The 14,637-nt window shown below is 68.4% G+C and carries 11 protein-coding genes and 1 pseudogene; all 12 read right to left on the reverse strand.

The window, feature by feature from the left end:
- Positions 1-170 precede the first annotated feature (170 nt).
- The 12 genes and pseudogenes from AAFL97_RS17055 to miaB all read right to left on the reverse strand — a co-directional run bounded on the left by AAFL97_RS17055 (position 171) and on the right by miaB (position 14,622).
- Positions 171-911, reverse strand: a complete 741-nt coding sequence (locus tag AAFL97_RS17055; protein ID WP_341645914.1) for a lysophospholipid acyltransferase family protein — start codon at positions 909-911, stop codon at positions 171-173.
- A gap of 83 nt (positions 912-994) precedes the next feature.
- Positions 995-1,534, reverse strand: a complete 540-nt coding sequence (gmhB, locus tag AAFL97_RS17060) for a D-glycero-beta-D-manno-heptose 1,7-bisphosphate 7-phosphatase (protein ID WP_341645915.1) — start codon at positions 1,532-1,534, stop codon at positions 995-997.
- A gap of 26 nt (positions 1,535-1,560) precedes the next feature.
- The gene (gene glyS / locus AAFL97_RS17065) at positions 1,561-3,648 is read right to left on the reverse strand and encodes a glycine--tRNA ligase subunit beta (protein WP_341645916.1); all 2,088 of its coding nucleotides are present in this window, start codon (positions 3,646-3,648) and stop codon (positions 1,561-1,563) included.
- Positions 3,648-4,562 carry a glycine--tRNA ligase subunit alpha gene (gene glyQ / locus AAFL97_RS17070; protein ID WP_341645917.1) on the reverse strand — a complete coding sequence of 305 codons (915 nt, stop codon included), beginning with the start codon at positions 4,560-4,562 and terminating at the stop codon, positions 3,648-3,650. Before glyQ ends, glyS begins: the two co-directional genes overlap by 1 nt.
- Positions 4,563-4,758: 196 nt before the next feature.
- Positions 4,759-7,131 (reverse strand): efflux RND transporter permease subunit, encoded by a 2,373-nt coding sequence (locus tag AAFL97_RS17075; protein WP_341645918.1) that lies wholly within the window; start codon positions 7,129-7,131, stop codon positions 4,759-4,761.
- An 86-nt stretch (positions 7,132-7,217) separates the two neighbouring features.
- A pseudogene (locus AAFL97_RS17080) lies at positions 7,218-7,811 on the reverse strand (efflux RND transporter permease subunit); the annotation flags it as partial.
- A gap of 12 nt (positions 7,812-7,823) precedes the next feature.
- Entirely contained in the window at positions 7,824-8,996 is a 1,173-nt protein-coding gene (locus tag AAFL97_RS17085) for an efflux RND transporter periplasmic adaptor subunit (RefSeq protein ID WP_341645919.1), read from the reverse strand.
- A gap of 74 nt (positions 8,997-9,070) precedes the next feature.
- Positions 9,071-10,570 carry an apolipoprotein N-acyltransferase gene (gene lnt / locus AAFL97_RS17090; RefSeq protein WP_341645920.1) on the reverse strand — a complete coding sequence of 500 codons (1,500 nt, stop codon included), beginning with the start codon at positions 10,568-10,570 and terminating at the stop codon, positions 9,071-9,073.
- Positions 10,570-11,430 carry an HlyC/CorC family transporter gene (locus AAFL97_RS17095; RefSeq protein ID WP_341645921.1) on the reverse strand — a complete coding sequence of 287 codons (861 nt, stop codon included), beginning with the start codon at positions 11,428-11,430 and terminating at the stop codon, positions 10,570-10,572. Before AAFL97_RS17095 ends, lnt begins: the two co-directional genes overlap by 1 nt.
- A 59-nt stretch (positions 11,431-11,489) precedes the next feature.
- Positions 11,490-12,275 (reverse strand): rRNA maturation RNase YbeY, encoded by a 786-nt coding sequence (ybeY, locus tag AAFL97_RS17100; protein WP_341645922.1) that lies wholly within the window; start codon positions 12,273-12,275, stop codon positions 11,490-11,492.
- Positions 12,244-13,269, reverse strand: coding sequence for a PhoH family protein (locus AAFL97_RS17105; RefSeq protein ID WP_341645923.1), 1,026 nt, complete (start codon positions 13,267-13,269; stop codon positions 12,244-12,246). Before AAFL97_RS17105 ends, ybeY begins: the two co-directional genes overlap by 32 nt.
- Positions 13,270-14,622, reverse strand: coding sequence for a tRNA (N6-isopentenyl adenosine(37)-C2)-methylthiotransferase MiaB (gene miaB, locus AAFL97_RS17110; RefSeq protein WP_341645924.1), 1,353 nt, complete (start codon positions 14,620-14,622; stop codon positions 13,270-13,272).
- Positions 14,623-14,637: the final 15 nt, after the last annotated feature.

The following is a 14,637-nucleotide window of genomic DNA, read 5'->3' on the forward strand; positions in this document are numbered from 1 at the left end:
GCACCGTTGCGCTGCTGATAGGGGAGCACCTGCGGATACATCCGGGTGCTTGGGGAACAAAGGTCGTTTCGCGGCTAGCCGCCCCTATGAAAAGCAGAGCGGCCGTCGAGAATCAAATCAGGAGATATGTTCCTGCGTACAGCCGTCGATACAGATGCCACTTCCAAAGCTCACTGTTCAGGGGCACGCTCATCGGCATAGTGATACGGGAACAGCCGCTGCATCTCGGCTTCGATCCAGGCCTCGGCCTGCTTGTTGACCTCGTCGGCCTTGACGCCCTTGACCTCGATCACCGGACCGATGCTGACGATGATCTCGCCCGGACGCTTGATGAAGGCGTTGCGGGCCCAGAACTCGCCGGCGTTGTGCGCCACCGGCACCACCGGCACACCGGCGCGCTTGGCCAGAATCGCCCCGCCCGGCTTGTAGCGGCCCGTCTTTCCCGGTGCCGTGCGCGTGCCTTCGGGGAACACCACGACCCACAGCCCTTCCTTCAGGCGCTCGCGTCCCTGCTCCACGACCTGGGCCAGCGCATCCTTGCCCGCCGCACGGTCGATGGCGATGCCGGGAATGCTCGCCATGCCCCAGCCGAAGAACGGCACTTTCAGCACTTCCTTCTTCAGTACGTAGCACAGCGGCGGAAAGATCTGCTGCAGCGCGATCGTCTCCCACGCCGACTGGTGCTTGGACAGCACCACCGCCGGCCCGGCCGGCATGTTCTCGGCGCCGACGATGCGGTAGCGGATACCCAGCACGTGCTTGATGATCCACATCATGATCGGCACCCAGGTCGTGATCAGGCGGTGTCGCGTCATCGGCGGCAGCCAGAAGATCAGGATGGCGAAGAGCGCGTACGGGATCGTGACCAGGGCAAGCAGGACGGCGAAGACGGAGGAGCGGATCAGGGGCACGGTCGGGACTCTGGAAATGGCCCCGCCGGACGGCGCGCCGGCGGGCAGATCGGAAAGGTGCGCAGAGCACCGCTACGAAAACTTCAGCGCGAGGCCGTCAGCACCGTGGCGACCGCATCGAGATCCGGGAAGATCCGGGTGCCGGGCGGCAGCTCCGGGCTCTCGCGCGTCGCTTCGCCCTTGCCGGTCAGCACCAGATAGGGCTCGCAGCCCAGGCGCACGCCCGCCTGCAGGTCGCGCAGGCTGTCGCCCACGCAGGGCACGCCGTTCAGGTCAACGTTGAAGCGCTCGGCGATCTGCTGGAACAGGCCGGATTTCGGCTTGCGGCAGTCGCAGGTCGAATCGGCGGCGTGGGGGCAGAAGAAGATCGCATCCAGGCGCCCGCCCACCTGGGCCAGGCTGCGCACCATCTTGTCGTTGATCGCGTTGAGCGTGTCCATGCCGAACAGGCCGCGGCCGACGCCGGACTGGTTCGAGGCCACGACCACCCGCCAGCCCCATTGGTTGAGGCGGGCGATGGCTTCGAGCGAGCCCGGGATCGGCTTCCACTCCTCGGGCGATTTGATGAACTGGTCCGAGTCGACGTTGATGACGCCGTCTCGGTCGAGAATGATGAGCTTCATCGGCATGGCGGGCGGTCCCAGCGGCGTCAGGCGGACAGACGCGAAATGTCGGCCACCTGGTTCATCAAGCCGGCAAGCTGGGCCAGCAGGGCCAGGCGGTTCTGGCGCGTCAGCGGCTCTTCGGCCATCACCATGACATCCTCGAAGAACCGGTCGACCGCGCCGCGCAAGCCGGCGAGCACGCACAGCGCGTCGGTGTAGTCCTCGTTGGCAACGTGCGAACGCACCAGCGGCGCAACTTCGACGACGCGATGGAACAGCGCCTTCTCGGCCTCTTCCTGCAGCAACGCGATGTCGGGCTCGCCCAGCTCGCCTCCGGCCTTCTTCAGGATGTTGACGATGCGCTTGTTGGCGGCAGCCAGCGCCTCGGCTTCGGACAGCGCGCGGAAGGACTCCACCGCCGCCAGCTTGGCCGGCACCAGGTCGATGCGGGCCGGCCGGAGCGCCAGCACGGCGTCGATCACCGCGCCGTCGCGGCCGCGCTCGCGCAGCAGGTTCTTCAGCCGTTCGAACATGAAGTCCTGCAACTGCGCGGCGAAGCCTTCGGCGCCGAGCAGGCCGGGCTTGAAGCCGGCGGCGGCGGTGTCGATGAGCCAGGGCAGCTCGAGCGGCAGCGGCGTTTCCATCAGGATGCGCAGCACGCCGAGCGCGGCGCGACGCAGCGCGAAGGGATCGCGGTCGCCGGTCGGCACCATGCCGATGCCGAAGAAGCCGACCAGCGCGTCGAGCTTGTCGGCCAGCGCCACGGCGGCGGCGACGTTGCCGGCCGGCAGCGCATCGCCGGCGAAGCGCGGCTGGTAATGGGCCTGGATGGCGTCGGCAACGACTTCACCCTCACCGTCGGCCAGCGCGTAATAACGGCCCATGATGCCTTGCAGCTCGGGGAACTCGCCGACCATGTCGGTGACGAGATCGGCCTTCGCCAGGCGCGCGGCACGCTTCGCCGCGGACACGTCGGCCTTCAGTTGCGCGGCGATCGCGCCGGCCAGCGCTTCGAGGCGCTCGACGCGCTCCAGCACGCTGCCGAGCTTGTTGTGATACACCACCGGCGCCAGCCTCGCCAGGCGGGCGGCCAGCGGCTGCTTCTTGTCCTGCTCGAAGAAGAAGCGTGCATCCGACAGCCGCGGGCGCACCACGCGAGCATTGCCGCTGACGATGTTCGACGGATCGGCCACCCGCATGTTGGAGACGATCAGGAAGCGGTTCAGCAGCTTGCCGGCGCCGTCGAACAGCGGGAAATACTTCTGGTTGGCACGCATCGTCAGGATCAGGCATTCCTGCGGCACGGCGAGGAATTCGGCTTCGAACTCGCCGACATACACGGTCGGGTGCTCGACCAGCGCCGCGACCTCGTCCAGCAGGTCGGCGTATTCGCCGAGCAGTGCGCCCTGCTTGGCCGCCTCGGCGAGCAACTGGCGCTCGATGTCGTCGCGGCGCTCGGCGAAGCGCGGAATCACCTTGCCTTCGGCCAGCAGCGTCGGCTCGTAGGCATCGGCAGTGGCGATGTCGATGTCGCCGCGGCTCATGAAGCGGTGGCCGCGCGTGGTACGGCCCGACTCCAGGTCGAGCACGCGGCCCGGCACGACCTCGGCGCCGTGCAGCATCGTCAGCTTGTGCACCGGGCGCACGAAGGTGGCGTCGCCGTCGCCCCAGTGCATCACCTTCGGGATCGGCAGCGCCTTGATCGCATCCTGCACGATGGCGGACAGCACCTCGGCGAGCTTCGCGCCCGGCACCGTGGCGGTGTGGAACAGCGCCTCGGCCTTGCCGTCCATGCGGCGCTCGAAGCCGGCCACGACCTCGGCCGGGATGCCCTTGGCTTCCATCTTCTTCAGCAGCGCCGGCGTCGGCTTGCCGTCGGCGTCGAGCGCGACGGACACCGGCATCAGCTTCTCGGTGACTTCCTTCGCCGCCGCTTCGGCGGCCACGTTCGCCACCGTCACGGCAAGGCGGCGCGGGCTGGCGAAGGCGTGGAAAGCGGCGTCTGCCGGCGCCAGGCCCTTGGCCTTCAGGCCTTCGGCGATCTTGCCGGCAAAGGTCTCGCCCAGGCGCGGCAGGGCCTTGGGCGGCAATTCTTCGGTCAGCAGTTCAACGAGCAGGGTCGCGCTGGTCATCACACGCCCTCCTTGCCGGCGTTCAGCATCGGGAAGCCGAGGGCTTCACGGGATTCGAAATAAGCCTGCGCCACGGCGCGCGACAGGTTGCGGATGCGGCCGATGTAGGCGGCGCGCTCGGTAACGGAAATGGCGCCGCGGGCATCGAGCAGGTTGAAGGTGTGGGCAGCCTTCAGCACCATCTCGTAGGCCGGCAACGCCAGGCCGACTTCCATCACGCGCTTGGCTTCGGATTCGTAGTTGGCGAACAGCGAGAACAGGAAGTCGACGTTGCTGTGCTCGAAATTGAAGGTGGATTGCTCCACTTCGTTCTGATGGTAGACGTCGCCGTAGGTCACCTTGCGGCCGTCGGGCGCGATCGACCACACCAGGTCATAGACGTTCTCGACGCCTTGCAGGTACATCGCCAGGCGCTCGATGCCGTAGGTGATCTCGCCCAGCACCGGCTTGCAGTCCAGCCCGCCGACCTGCTGGAAATAGGTGAACTGGGTGACTTCCATGCCGTCCAGCCACACTTCCCAGCCCAGCCCCCAGGCACCCAGCGTGGGGTTCTCCCAGTCGTCCTCGACGAAGCGGATGTCGTGCACCATCGGGTCGATGCCCAGCGCACGCAGCGAATCCAGGTACAGCTCCTGGATGTCCAGCGGCGACGGCTTCAGCACCACCTGGAACTGGTAGTAGTGCTGCAGGCGGTTGGGGTTCTCGCCGTAGCGGCCGTCCTTGGGCCGGCGCGAAGGCTGCACGTAAGCGGCATTCCACGGCTCCGGACCGATCGCGCGCAGGAAGGTCGCCGTATGGCTGGTGCCGGCGCCGACTTCGAGGTCGTAGGGCTGCAGCAGCACGCAGCCGCGTTCGCCCCAGAAATGCTGGAGCGTGAGAATGACTTGCTGGAAGGTGGGTTTCTGAACGGACATGGCGCCTTGGTCGGTGGGGCGGCCCGGAGCCGCACTGCGAACGCAAAGTCCGGGATTTTACTGGGATTCGGCGCTCGCGGCGTACTTGCCCGCATGCACGCGCAGAAAAGCCCCCGGCATCTGCCCGCTCCACGCCGCCGCGGCCCCTGGGGTTTCTTGCCCCAGGGGGCCGCGCGGCGGCAACCAGCGTGCTCGTTCAGGACCGCCGCCAGAGCCGCGCCACCCGCAGCTTGAAGTCCTCGACGTAGGTGTAGACCACCGGCACCACGAGCAAACTGAGCACGGTCGAGGTGATCAGCCCGCCGATGACCGCGATCGCCATCGGCGAGCGGAAGCTGCCGTCGGTGGCGCTGGAGCCGATCGCGATCGGCATCATGCCGGCACCCATCGCGATCGTCGTCATGACGATCGGACGGGCGCGCTTGCGGCAGGCGTCGATCAGCGCCTCGGCACGCGACAGGCCGTGGTCGCGGTAGGCGACGATGGCGTACTCGACGAGCAGGATGGAGTTCTTGGTGGCGATGCCCATCAGCATGATCAGGCCGATCAGCGAAGGCATCGAGAAACTCTTCTGCGCCGCCAGCAGCGCGACGAAGGCGCCGCCGAGCGACAGCGGCAGCGCGACCAGGATCGTGATCGGATGCAGCAGATCCTTGAACAGCAGCACCAGCACCGTGTAGATGCACAGCACGCCGGTCAGCATCGCCAGGCCGAAGCTGGTGAACAGCTCGCCCATGACTTCGGCGTCGCCGACCGCGATGATCCTGACACCCGGCGGCAGCTTGCGCACCGACGGCAGTTGCGCCACCGCCGCGGTGACTTCGCCCAGCGGCGTGCCCGACAGCTCGATCTCGAAATTGATGTTGCGCGAGCGGTCGTAGCGGTCGATCACCGCCGGGCCGCCGGCCACTTCCAGCGTCGCCACCTGGCCGAGCATCACCGGCCCGCGCGCGCCCGGCACGGCGAGACGTTCGAGCAGAGCGAGATCCTCGCGCGCGGATTCGTCCAGCCGCACCAGGATGGGCACCTGGCGCTGCGACAGGTTGAGCTTGGCCAGCGCCATGTCGTAGTCGCCGATGGTGGCGACACGCAGCGTATCGCCGATGGCGCGGCTGGTCACGCCCAGGTCGGCGGCACGGGCGAAGTCCGGCCTTACCGCGATCTCGGGACGGATCAGGCTGGCAGTCGAGGCGATGCTGCCCAGGCCAGGGATCGTGCGCAGGTCGCGCTCGACCGCCAGCGCCGCCGACTGCAGTGCGGCAGGGTCTTCGCCCGCCAGCACGAGGATGTATTTTTCGCCGGAACCGCCCAGCCCGACCTTGCTGCGCACACCGGGCAGCGTTTCCAGCGCGGCGCGGATTTCCTGCTCGATGACCTGCTTGACCGGCCGCTCGGCGCGTGGCGACAGCAATACCGTCAGCGTGGCCTGGCGCACCTCGGCGGCGCTCTTGGGCGCGAACGGATCGCCGCCGGCGCTGCCGCCGCCGATGGTGGTGTAGATGCTGCGCACGTGCGCGACACCACCGACCAGCAGACGCGCCTGCTCGGCCACCTCCAGCGTCTGCGCCAGCGTCACGCCCGGCGGCAGCTCCAGATAGACCTGGGTCTGCGAGTTGTCGTCGGGCGGAATGAAGCCGGTCGGCAACAGCGGGATCAGCATCACCGAGCCGATGAAGAAGGCCGCCGCGGCCAGCATGGTCAGCGCGCGATGGCGCAGGCAGCGCTCGGCCCAGCGCGAATACCAGACCAGCCAGCGCGGCTCGTCGTGCTTGCCGACGATGGGCTTGAGCAGGTAAGCCGCCATCATCGGCGTCAGCACCCGCGCCACCACCAGCGAAGCGAACACCGCCAGCGACGCGGTCCAGCCGAACTGCTTGAAGAACTTGCCCGCGACGCCGCTCATGAAGGCGGTGGGCAGGAACACCGCGATCAGCGTGAAGGTGGTGGCGATCACCGCCAGGCCGATCTCGTCGGCCGCCTCCATCGCCGCCTGGTAGGGCGTCTTGCCCATGCGCAGGTGGCGCACGATGTTCTCGACTTCGACGATGGCGTCATCCACCAGGATGCCGACCACCAGCGACAGCGCCAGCAGCGTGACGACGTTGATCGAGAAGCCGAGCAGGTACATGCCGAGGAAGGCCGGGATCACCGACAGCGGCAGGGCCACCGCCGACACCAGCGTCGCCCGCCAGTCGCGCAGGAACAGCCACACCACGATCACCGCCAGCGCCGCACCTTCGTACAGCAGCTTCAGCGAGCCGTGGTATTCCTCTTCCACCGGCGCGACGAAGTTGAAGGCTTCGGTGATCTCGACGTCCGGATGGGCCTGGCGCAGTTCGGCCAGCGCCGCCTGCACCGCGGCGCCGACTTCGACCTCGCTCTCGCCGCGGCTGCGCGCGACTTCGAAGCCGACCACCGGCTTGCCGTCGAGCAGGGCTGCCGAGCGCCGTTCGGCCACGGTGTCCTCCACCTTCGCCACTTCGCGCAGGCGCAGCGTGCGGCCGCCGGCGAGCGCGAGCTCGATGTCGCCCAGCGCCTCGGCGTCGGCGACCGTCGCCAGCGTGCGCACCGGCTGCTCGCCGCTGCCCAGGTCGGCGCGCCCCCCGCGCTCTCCACCTGCACGTCACGCAGCGTCTGCGACACTTCCGCCGCGGTCACGCCCAGTGCTTCGAGGCGCAGCGGGTCGAGCGTGACGCGCATCTCGCGCGTCACGCCGCCGACACGGTTGACCGCACCCACGCCGCGCACCGCCAGCAGCTTGCGCGACACCTCGTGATCGACGAACCACGACAGCGCCTCGTCGTCCATGCGCGGCGAGCGGATGGTGAAGGCCAGCACCGGCGTGCCGGCGAGATCGACCTTGTTCACCACCGGGTCGCGCAGGTCGCCCGGCAGGTCGGCGCGCACGCTGGCGACCGCCGAACGCACGTCGTCCACCGCCTCCTGCACCGGCTTTTCCAGGCGGAACTCGGCGGTGATCAGCACGCTGCCGTCCTGCACCTTGGTGTAGATGTGCTTGAGCCCGGACTGGGTCGCGATCGAATCCTCGATCTTGCGCGCGACGTCGTTCTCCAGTTGCGACGGCGTCGCCCCCGGCAGCACCGCCGACACCGTCACCGACGGCAGGTCGATGTCGGGGAAGTTCTGGATCTTCATCGCGCCGAAGGACAGCAGGCCGGCAAAGCTGAGCAGCACGAACAGCATCGCCGCCGGAATCGGATTGCGGATGGACCACGCCGAGACGTTCATCGCCCGCGATCCTCAGCGCGCCGCCGGGGTGCCGAGCACCGGGGTGGCGGCCGCCGCCGCACCGGCTGGCGGAGCGCCGGCAGAGTCGGCCACGCGCACCAGATCACCATCGTTCAGGAAGCCCGCGCCGGCCACCACCACCCTCGCCTCGTCCGCCAGGCCGTCCAGGATCTCGACCCGGTCGCCGGCACGCCGGCCGGTGCTTACCTTCAATTGCGCGACGCGGCTGTCCTCGCCGACGCTGAACACGTAGCTGAAGGCCTCGCGCACCACCACGGCCTGCTGCGGCACGGTCAGCGCCTCGGCCCGGCCCAGCTCGAACTCGCCGCGCGCGAACATGCCCGCCTTCGCCAGCCCGGCCTCGGCGCCACGTGTCGGCAGATCGACATAAACGAGGCCGAAGCGCGTCTGCGCATCGACCGTCGGTGCCACCATACGCAGCTTGCCGTGCAGCCGGCTGCCGTCGGCCAGCGTCAGCGCCACGGTCTGGCCGGCACGGACGCGGCCGATCTCGGCCTCGGTCAGCCGCGCGCGCCATTCCAGCCTGCTCTTGCGCACCATGCGGAACAGTTCGGTGCCATTGCCCAGCACCGCGCCCACGGTCGCGCTGCGGGCCGAGATCACGCCGTCGTCCGGCGCCAGCACACGGGTGTGGCGCAGGTTCAGCTCGCGCGCCGCCAGCGTCGCGCGCGCCGAAGCAATACGGGCGGTGGAGGTCTTTTCGGCAGTCAGGAACTGCATCACCTGCTGTTCGCTCATCGCACCGCTGTCGCGCAGCGCACGGGCACGTCCGGCATTGGCGGCGGCCTCCGCCGCACCGGCTTCCGCTTCGAGCAGCGCCGCGCGCGCCTGTTCGGCTTCGGCACGCGGCATCTCGTCGTCGAACACCGCCAGCACCTGGCCGGCACGCACCACGTCGCCCACGTCCGCCCGCACTTCGAGCAGGCGCTGCCCGCCGATCGCCGCACCGACGCTGGCTTCCTGCCAGGCGGCGACGTCGCCGTTGGCCACCAGCCGCTGCGGCAGTTGCATGCGCTCGGGCCGGGCCACGCTCACCGTCAGCGCCGGACGCGGCGCGGACGCCTGGTCGCCGGCATCGGCAGCCGAAACGCCGGACGGCGGCACGGCCAGCATCGCGGCCAGTGCGGCCACGGACAGGGCGATACGGATGGATTTGTCGTTCATCTGGATGGCGGCGCGCCGGCGCCGGCGAGGAATGTCATGTGCAGGCCGAGATTATGACATCAGCCGCAGCTCCATCACCTGCGCAAGGATCCGGCACGCCGCAACATTGCCAGCGCCAGCAGCAGCACGCCGGCGAGCAGCGCCGGAGCGTTGCCGAAGCGGACGTAAGGCGTCGTGCCCTCGTAGCCCTGCACGCTGACACGCAGCACGCCGCGCTCGAACGCGGGCAGCACGTCCGTCACGCGGCCATCGGGCTGCACCAGCGCGGTCATGCCGGTGTTGGTCGAGCGCAGCATGGGGCGGCCGGTTTCCAGCGCGCGCGCGCGGGCGATCTGCAGATGCTGGGGCTGGGCGAAGGAGTCGCCGTACCAGGCGAGGTTGGAGATGTTGAGCATCAGCGTCGCCTGCGGCAGCGTGCGGATGATCTCGGCGCCGAACAGGTCTTCGTAGCAGATGTTGAGCGCGATGCGCTGCCCGCCGAGCGCCATCGGCGGCTGGTCGGACGCGCCGCGGGTCTGGTCGGACATCGGGATGCTGGCCAGACGGTAGAACCAGCCGAACAGCGGTGGCGAGTATTCGCCGAAAGGCACCAGATGCTGCTTGGCGTAGTGCTGCACCGGCGCACTGCCGAGGCTGAGCGCGGCGTTGTAGATGCGGCCGGCCTCGTCGCGGCGGAAGGCACCGAGCACCAGGTCGCCGCCCGCACCGGCGGCGAAGCCGGCCAGCGCTTCCAGATAGCCTTCGGGCAGCAGGTCGAGCAGGGTCGGCAGCGTGGTTTCGGGCAGCACCAGGATGGCGGGCGGATCCGGGCGGGTGAACTCGTCGCGCACCAGGGCGAAATTGTCGCGCAGCACGTCGGTGAAGCGTTCGGCATCCCATTTCAGGCTCTGGTCGAAATTGGTCTGCGCCAGCGCGATGGCCACAGGCTGGCCGGCAGCCGTGGTCCAGGCCTGGCCACGCAGGCCTGCACCGGCTGCCAGCAGGACCACCACCACGGCCAGGGCACCGAGCCGCTGCCACCGGGCCGCCTTCCGCCAATCGGTCAACGCCGCCAGCGCGGACAGGAAAGCCAGCAGTCCGCCGACGCCGTAGATGCCGAGCACCGGCAGCCAGCCCGCCAGCGGGCTGGGCGGCGTCTGCGAATAAGCGACGGCCAGCCAGGGAAAACCGGTCAGGGCAACGCCGCGCAGCCATTCGGCGAGCAGCCAGAGCGCGCCGAACACGGCCGCGGCGGAAAGCGCTGCCGGGCCGCGCAGCCGCACGAACAGCGCTCCCACCAGCGCCGGGTACAGCGCGAGATAGGCGCAGAACAGCGCGATCGCCAGCCCGGCCAGCGGCGCCGGCATGCCGCCGTAGCGCTCGAGCGCGACATACAGCCAGGACACGCCGGCGATGAAAGCGCCCCAGCCCCAGGCGAAGCCGATCAGGAAGCCGTCGCGCGTCCGCCCGGCGCGTGCCAGCAAGCCCGCCAGCACGGCAAGGCTGGCGAACATCAGCGGAAACCAGCCGAACGGCTCGAACGCCAGCACGCTGGCCGCGCCCGCCAGCAGGGCGAATACCAGGCGAGTCCGCATCAGGCGTCCGTCGCTCCGGCTTCTGGCGATGACGAAGGCGGCGGCGGCAACACTTCGACCAGCACCGAGTGCAGCCGCCGGGTGTCAGCGCGCAGCACCTGGAAGCGCAGCCCCGCCAGTTCGACGGTGTCGCCGCGCTGCGGCAGGCGGCCGAAGCGGCGCATCAGCAGACCGCCGACGGTCTCGTATTCGTCGTCGCAGAACACCGTCGAGAACGCCTTGTTGAAGTCCTCGATGGCGGTGGTGGCCTTGACGCGGTAGCGGCCGTTGTAGGCCAGGCGGATGTTGTCGCCGCTATCGTCGAGATCGTGCTCGTCCTCGATCTCGCCGACGATCTGTTCCAGCACGTCCTCGATCGTCACCAGGCCGGCAACGCCGCCGTATTCATCGACGACGATCGCCATGTGGTTGTGGCTGGCGCGGAATTCGCGCAGCAGCACGTTGAGGCGCTTGGATTCGGGGATGAAGACCGCCGGCCGCAGCAGGCCGGGCAGGTCGAACTCGCGTCCGGCGAAATGGCGCAGCAGGTCCTTGGCCAGCAGGATGCCGACGATGTCGTCCTTGCCGCCGCCGATCACCGGAAAGCGCGAATGCCCGGTATCGACGACGAAGCCGGCGATTTCTTCGACCGGGCTGTCGAGGCACACGCAGTCCATCTGCGCGCGCGGCACCATGACGTCGTGGGCCTGCATGTCGGCAACCTGCAGCGCACCTTCGATGATCGACAAGGCGTCGGCGTCGAGCAGGTCGCGCTCGAAAGCGGCTTGCAGCAGGGCGAAGAGGTCGTCGCGGTCTTCCGGCTCACGCGACAGCAGCGCGGCGACGCGCTCGATGAATGAAGGTTTTCCAGGACTATCCATGTCGGTGGATGGCGGTTCCGCGGGCGGCGCCTGCCGACCCGCCATCGCCCGGCATGCAGTCAGGCATAGGGATCGGCGTAGCCGAGACCACCGAGGATATCCGTCTCGAGTTTTTCCATTTCCAGGGCATCGACCTCGATCTCGTGGTCGTGGCCCTGAAGGTGCAACATACCATGCACCACCAGATGGGCGAAATGCGCTTCCAGCGTCTTGCCCTGCTCGGCTGCCTCGCGCACCACCACCGGCACGCACAGCACCAGGTCGCCGGTCAGCGGCCCATCGCCGCCCGCGCCCGCAGCGGGCATCGCTTCACCTTCACCATAGACGAAGGTGAGCACGTTGGTGGCGTAGTCCTTGCCGCGGAAACCGCGATTCAGTTCGCGCCCTTCGGCCTCGCCCACCAGCCGCACGGTGACTTCGGCGTCGCGCAGCAGGGCGGCCTGCGCCCAGCGGCGGATGGCGTGCTTCTTGGGTGCGTTGGCCTTGTCGACGCCTTCGACCGCCTTCTGCACGGCCAGCTTCAGCACCGGCGGACTGTCGCCTTGCGGCAGATCGATCGGTTCGGCTTCCTCGACCGGCAGCAGGTCGTGCTGCAGATCGACGCGCAGCGTCAGCACATTGCAGGCGGCGGGCTGCAGCGACAGCAGCGGCACGGCATCCTCGCCGGCGCAGTCGGCTTCGATCTCCAGGTCGCCCCAGGGCTGCCCGGGCAGGCTCAGCAGCAGGCGGCGGCCGTCGCCCAGCTCGATCTCCAGGCGCTCGGCCTTGATCCGCGTCGTCCTGCCGTCGGCGTCGACCGCAAGAATCCTGGCCCTACCCATTTTTTCGCTCGCCGCTTTCGGCATCCTTGTCTTCCTCGTCCTTGGCTTGGGCATCGGCCGCCGCCTTCGCGCGCTCCAGGCGGGCAGCCTCATTGTCGTAAGCTTCGACGATGCGTGCGACAAGCGGATGACGGACGACGTCTTCCTTGCAGAATTCGGTGAACGCGATGCCACGCACGCCGGCCAGCACCTGCTGGGCTTCCTTCAGGCCGCTGCGCTGGCCGCGCACCAGGTCGACCTGGGTGAGGTCGCCGGTGACCACCGCCTTGGCGCCGAAGCCGATGCGGGTGAGGAACATCTTCATCTGCTCGGGCGTGGTGTTCTGCGCCTCGTCGAGGATGATGAAGGCGTTGTTGAGCGTGCGCCCGCGCATGAAGGCCAGCGGCGCGATCTCGATCAGGCTGCGCTCGAACAGCTTGCCGACACGCTCGAAGCCCATCAGGTCGTAGAGCGCGTCGTACAGCGGCCGCAGGTAGGGATCGACCTTCTGCGCCAGGTCGCCGGGCAGGAAACCCAGGCGCTCGCCGGCCTCGACCGCCGGGCGGGTCAGCACGATGCGCTCGACCAGTTCGCGCTCGAAGGCATCGACCGCGCAGGCCACCGCCAGATAGGTCTTGCCGGTGCCGGCAGGGCCGATGCCGAAGGTGATGTCGTGCTCCTGGATGTTGCGCAGGTACTCCACCTGGCGCGGCGTACGGCCGTGCAGTTCGTTGCGGCGGGTCATCAGCACCGGCGAAGCCGCGGTGGCTTCGCCGCGGTTGGCGATCTCGACCAGGCCGAGCTGGACTTCGTCGAAGGACAGATCGTTTTCGGTCCGCTCGTAGAAATGCTTCAGCGCCATCTCGCCGCGCAGCACCTGGGCCGGATGGCCGTTCAGGGTGAACTGCTCGCCGCGGCGGACGATGGTGATGTCGAAGGCGTTCTCGATCTGGCGCAGGTTCTCGTCGAGCGCGCCGCAAAGCTTGGCGAGCCGGGCGTTGTCCGCCGGCTCGAAGAAGACATCCAGGGTTTTCGCCATTCAGGATTCCCGGGTGATGATCTCGCCGCGCAGGCTGTGCGGCAGGGCGGCGGTGATGCGCACGTCGATGAACTGGTTGATCAGGCGGCCGCGGTTCAGCGAAGGCGCGGCGAAGTTGACCACGCGATTGTTGTCGGTGCGGCCCATCAGCTCCTCGTCGGCGTTCTTGCGCGCCGCGCCTTCGACCAGGATGCGCTGCACGCTGCCGACCATGGCTTGGCTGTTGGCCTGGTACTGCTCGTCGATGCACTTCTGCAGGCGAGCCAGCCAGGCGAGCTTGGTCTCCTGCGGCACCGTGCCTTCGAGGTCGGCCGCCGGCGTGCCCGGGCGGGCGCTGTAGACGAAGCTGAAGGAACCGTCGAAGCCGATGTCGTCGATCAGCTTCATGGTCTTGTCGAAATCCGCCTCGGTCTCACCGGGGAAGCCGACGATGAAGTCCGAAGTCAGCGACAGGTCCGGCCGCGCCGCGCGCAGCTTGCGCACCACCGACTTGAACTCCAGCACCGAGTAACCGCGCTTCATCGCCGCCAGCACGCGGTCCGAACCCGACTGCACCGGCAGATGCAGTTGCGACACCAGCTTGGGGATGGTGGCGTAGCAGTCGATCAGGCGCTGCGTCATCTCGCGCGGGTGCGAGGTGGTATAGCGGATGCGCTCGATGCCGGGCATTTCCGCCACGCACTCGAGCAAGAAGGCGAAGTCGCCCTCCTCGCCCGCTTCGCGCACCAGTTCGCCGCGCCAGGCATTGACGTTCTGGCCGAGCAGGGTCACTTCCTTGACGCCCTGCGCGGTCAGGCCGGCGATCTCGGTCAGGATGTCGTCGAGCGGGCGCGACACTTCCTCGCCGCGGGTATAGGGCACGACACAGAAGGTGCAGTACTTGGAACAGCCTTCCATGATCGACACGAAGGCGCTGGCGCCTTCGACCCGCGCCGGCGGCATGGCGTCGAACTTCTCGATCTCGGGGAAGGAAATATCGACCTGCGAGCGGCCGGTGCGGCGGCGCGCCTCGATCAGCTTCGGCAGCCGGTGCAGGGTCTGCGGGCCGAACACCACGTCCACATAGGGCGCGCGCTTGACGATGGCCTCGCCTTCCTGGCTCGCCACACAGCCGCCCACGCCGATGATCAGGTCGGGCCGCGTCTGCTTCAGCAGCCGCACCCGGCCGAGATCGTGGAACACCCGCTCCTGCGCCTTCTCGCGCACCGAGCAGGTGTTGAACAGGATCACATCCGCTTCTTCGGGGTTGTCGGTCTTGACCAGCTCTTCGCCGGCCGCGAGCACGTCCGCCATCTTGTCGGAGTCGTACTCGTTCATCTGGCACCCGAAGGTGCGGATGTAGAGTTTCTTCATCGAGAAAATTCAGTC

The organism is Thauera sp. SDU_THAU2 (genome assembly GCF_038260575.1).
GTDB lineage: Bacteria > Pseudomonadota > Gammaproteobacteria > Burkholderiales > Rhodocyclaceae > Thauera.

Coding starts and splice junctions, on each gene's coding strand:
- gmhB (WP_341645915.1), bottom strand. CDS start 1,534: ATGAAGCTCATCATTCTCGACCGAGACGGCGTCATCAACGTCGACTCG.
- glyS (WP_341645916.1), bottom strand. CDS start 3,648: ATGACCAGCGCGACCCTGCTCGTTGAACTGCTGACCGAAGAATTGCCG.
- glyQ (WP_341645917.1), bottom strand. CDS start 4,562: ATGTCCGTTCAGAAACCCACCTTCCAGCAAGTCATTCTCACGCTCCAG.
- AAFL97_RS17085 (WP_341645919.1), bottom strand. CDS start 8,996: ATGAACGACAAATCCATCCGTATCGCCCTGTCCGTGGCCGCACTGGCC.
- lnt (WP_341645920.1), bottom strand. CDS start 10,570: ATGCGGACTCGCCTGGTATTCGCCCTGCTGGCGGGCGCGGCCAGCGTG.
- AAFL97_RS17095 (WP_341645921.1), bottom strand. CDS start 11,430: ATGGATAGTCCTGGAAAACCTTCATTCATCGAGCGCGTCGCCGCGCTG.
- ybeY (WP_341645922.1), bottom strand. CDS start 12,275: ATGCCGAAAGCGGCGAGCGAAAAAATGGGTAGGGCCAGGATTCTTGCG.
- AAFL97_RS17105 (WP_341645923.1), bottom strand. CDS start 13,269: ATGGCGAAAACCCTGGATGTCTTCTTCGAGCCGGCGGACAACGCCCGG.
- miaB (WP_341645924.1), bottom strand. CDS start 14,622: ATGAAGAAACTCTACATCCGCACCTTCGGGTGCCAGATGAACGAGTAC.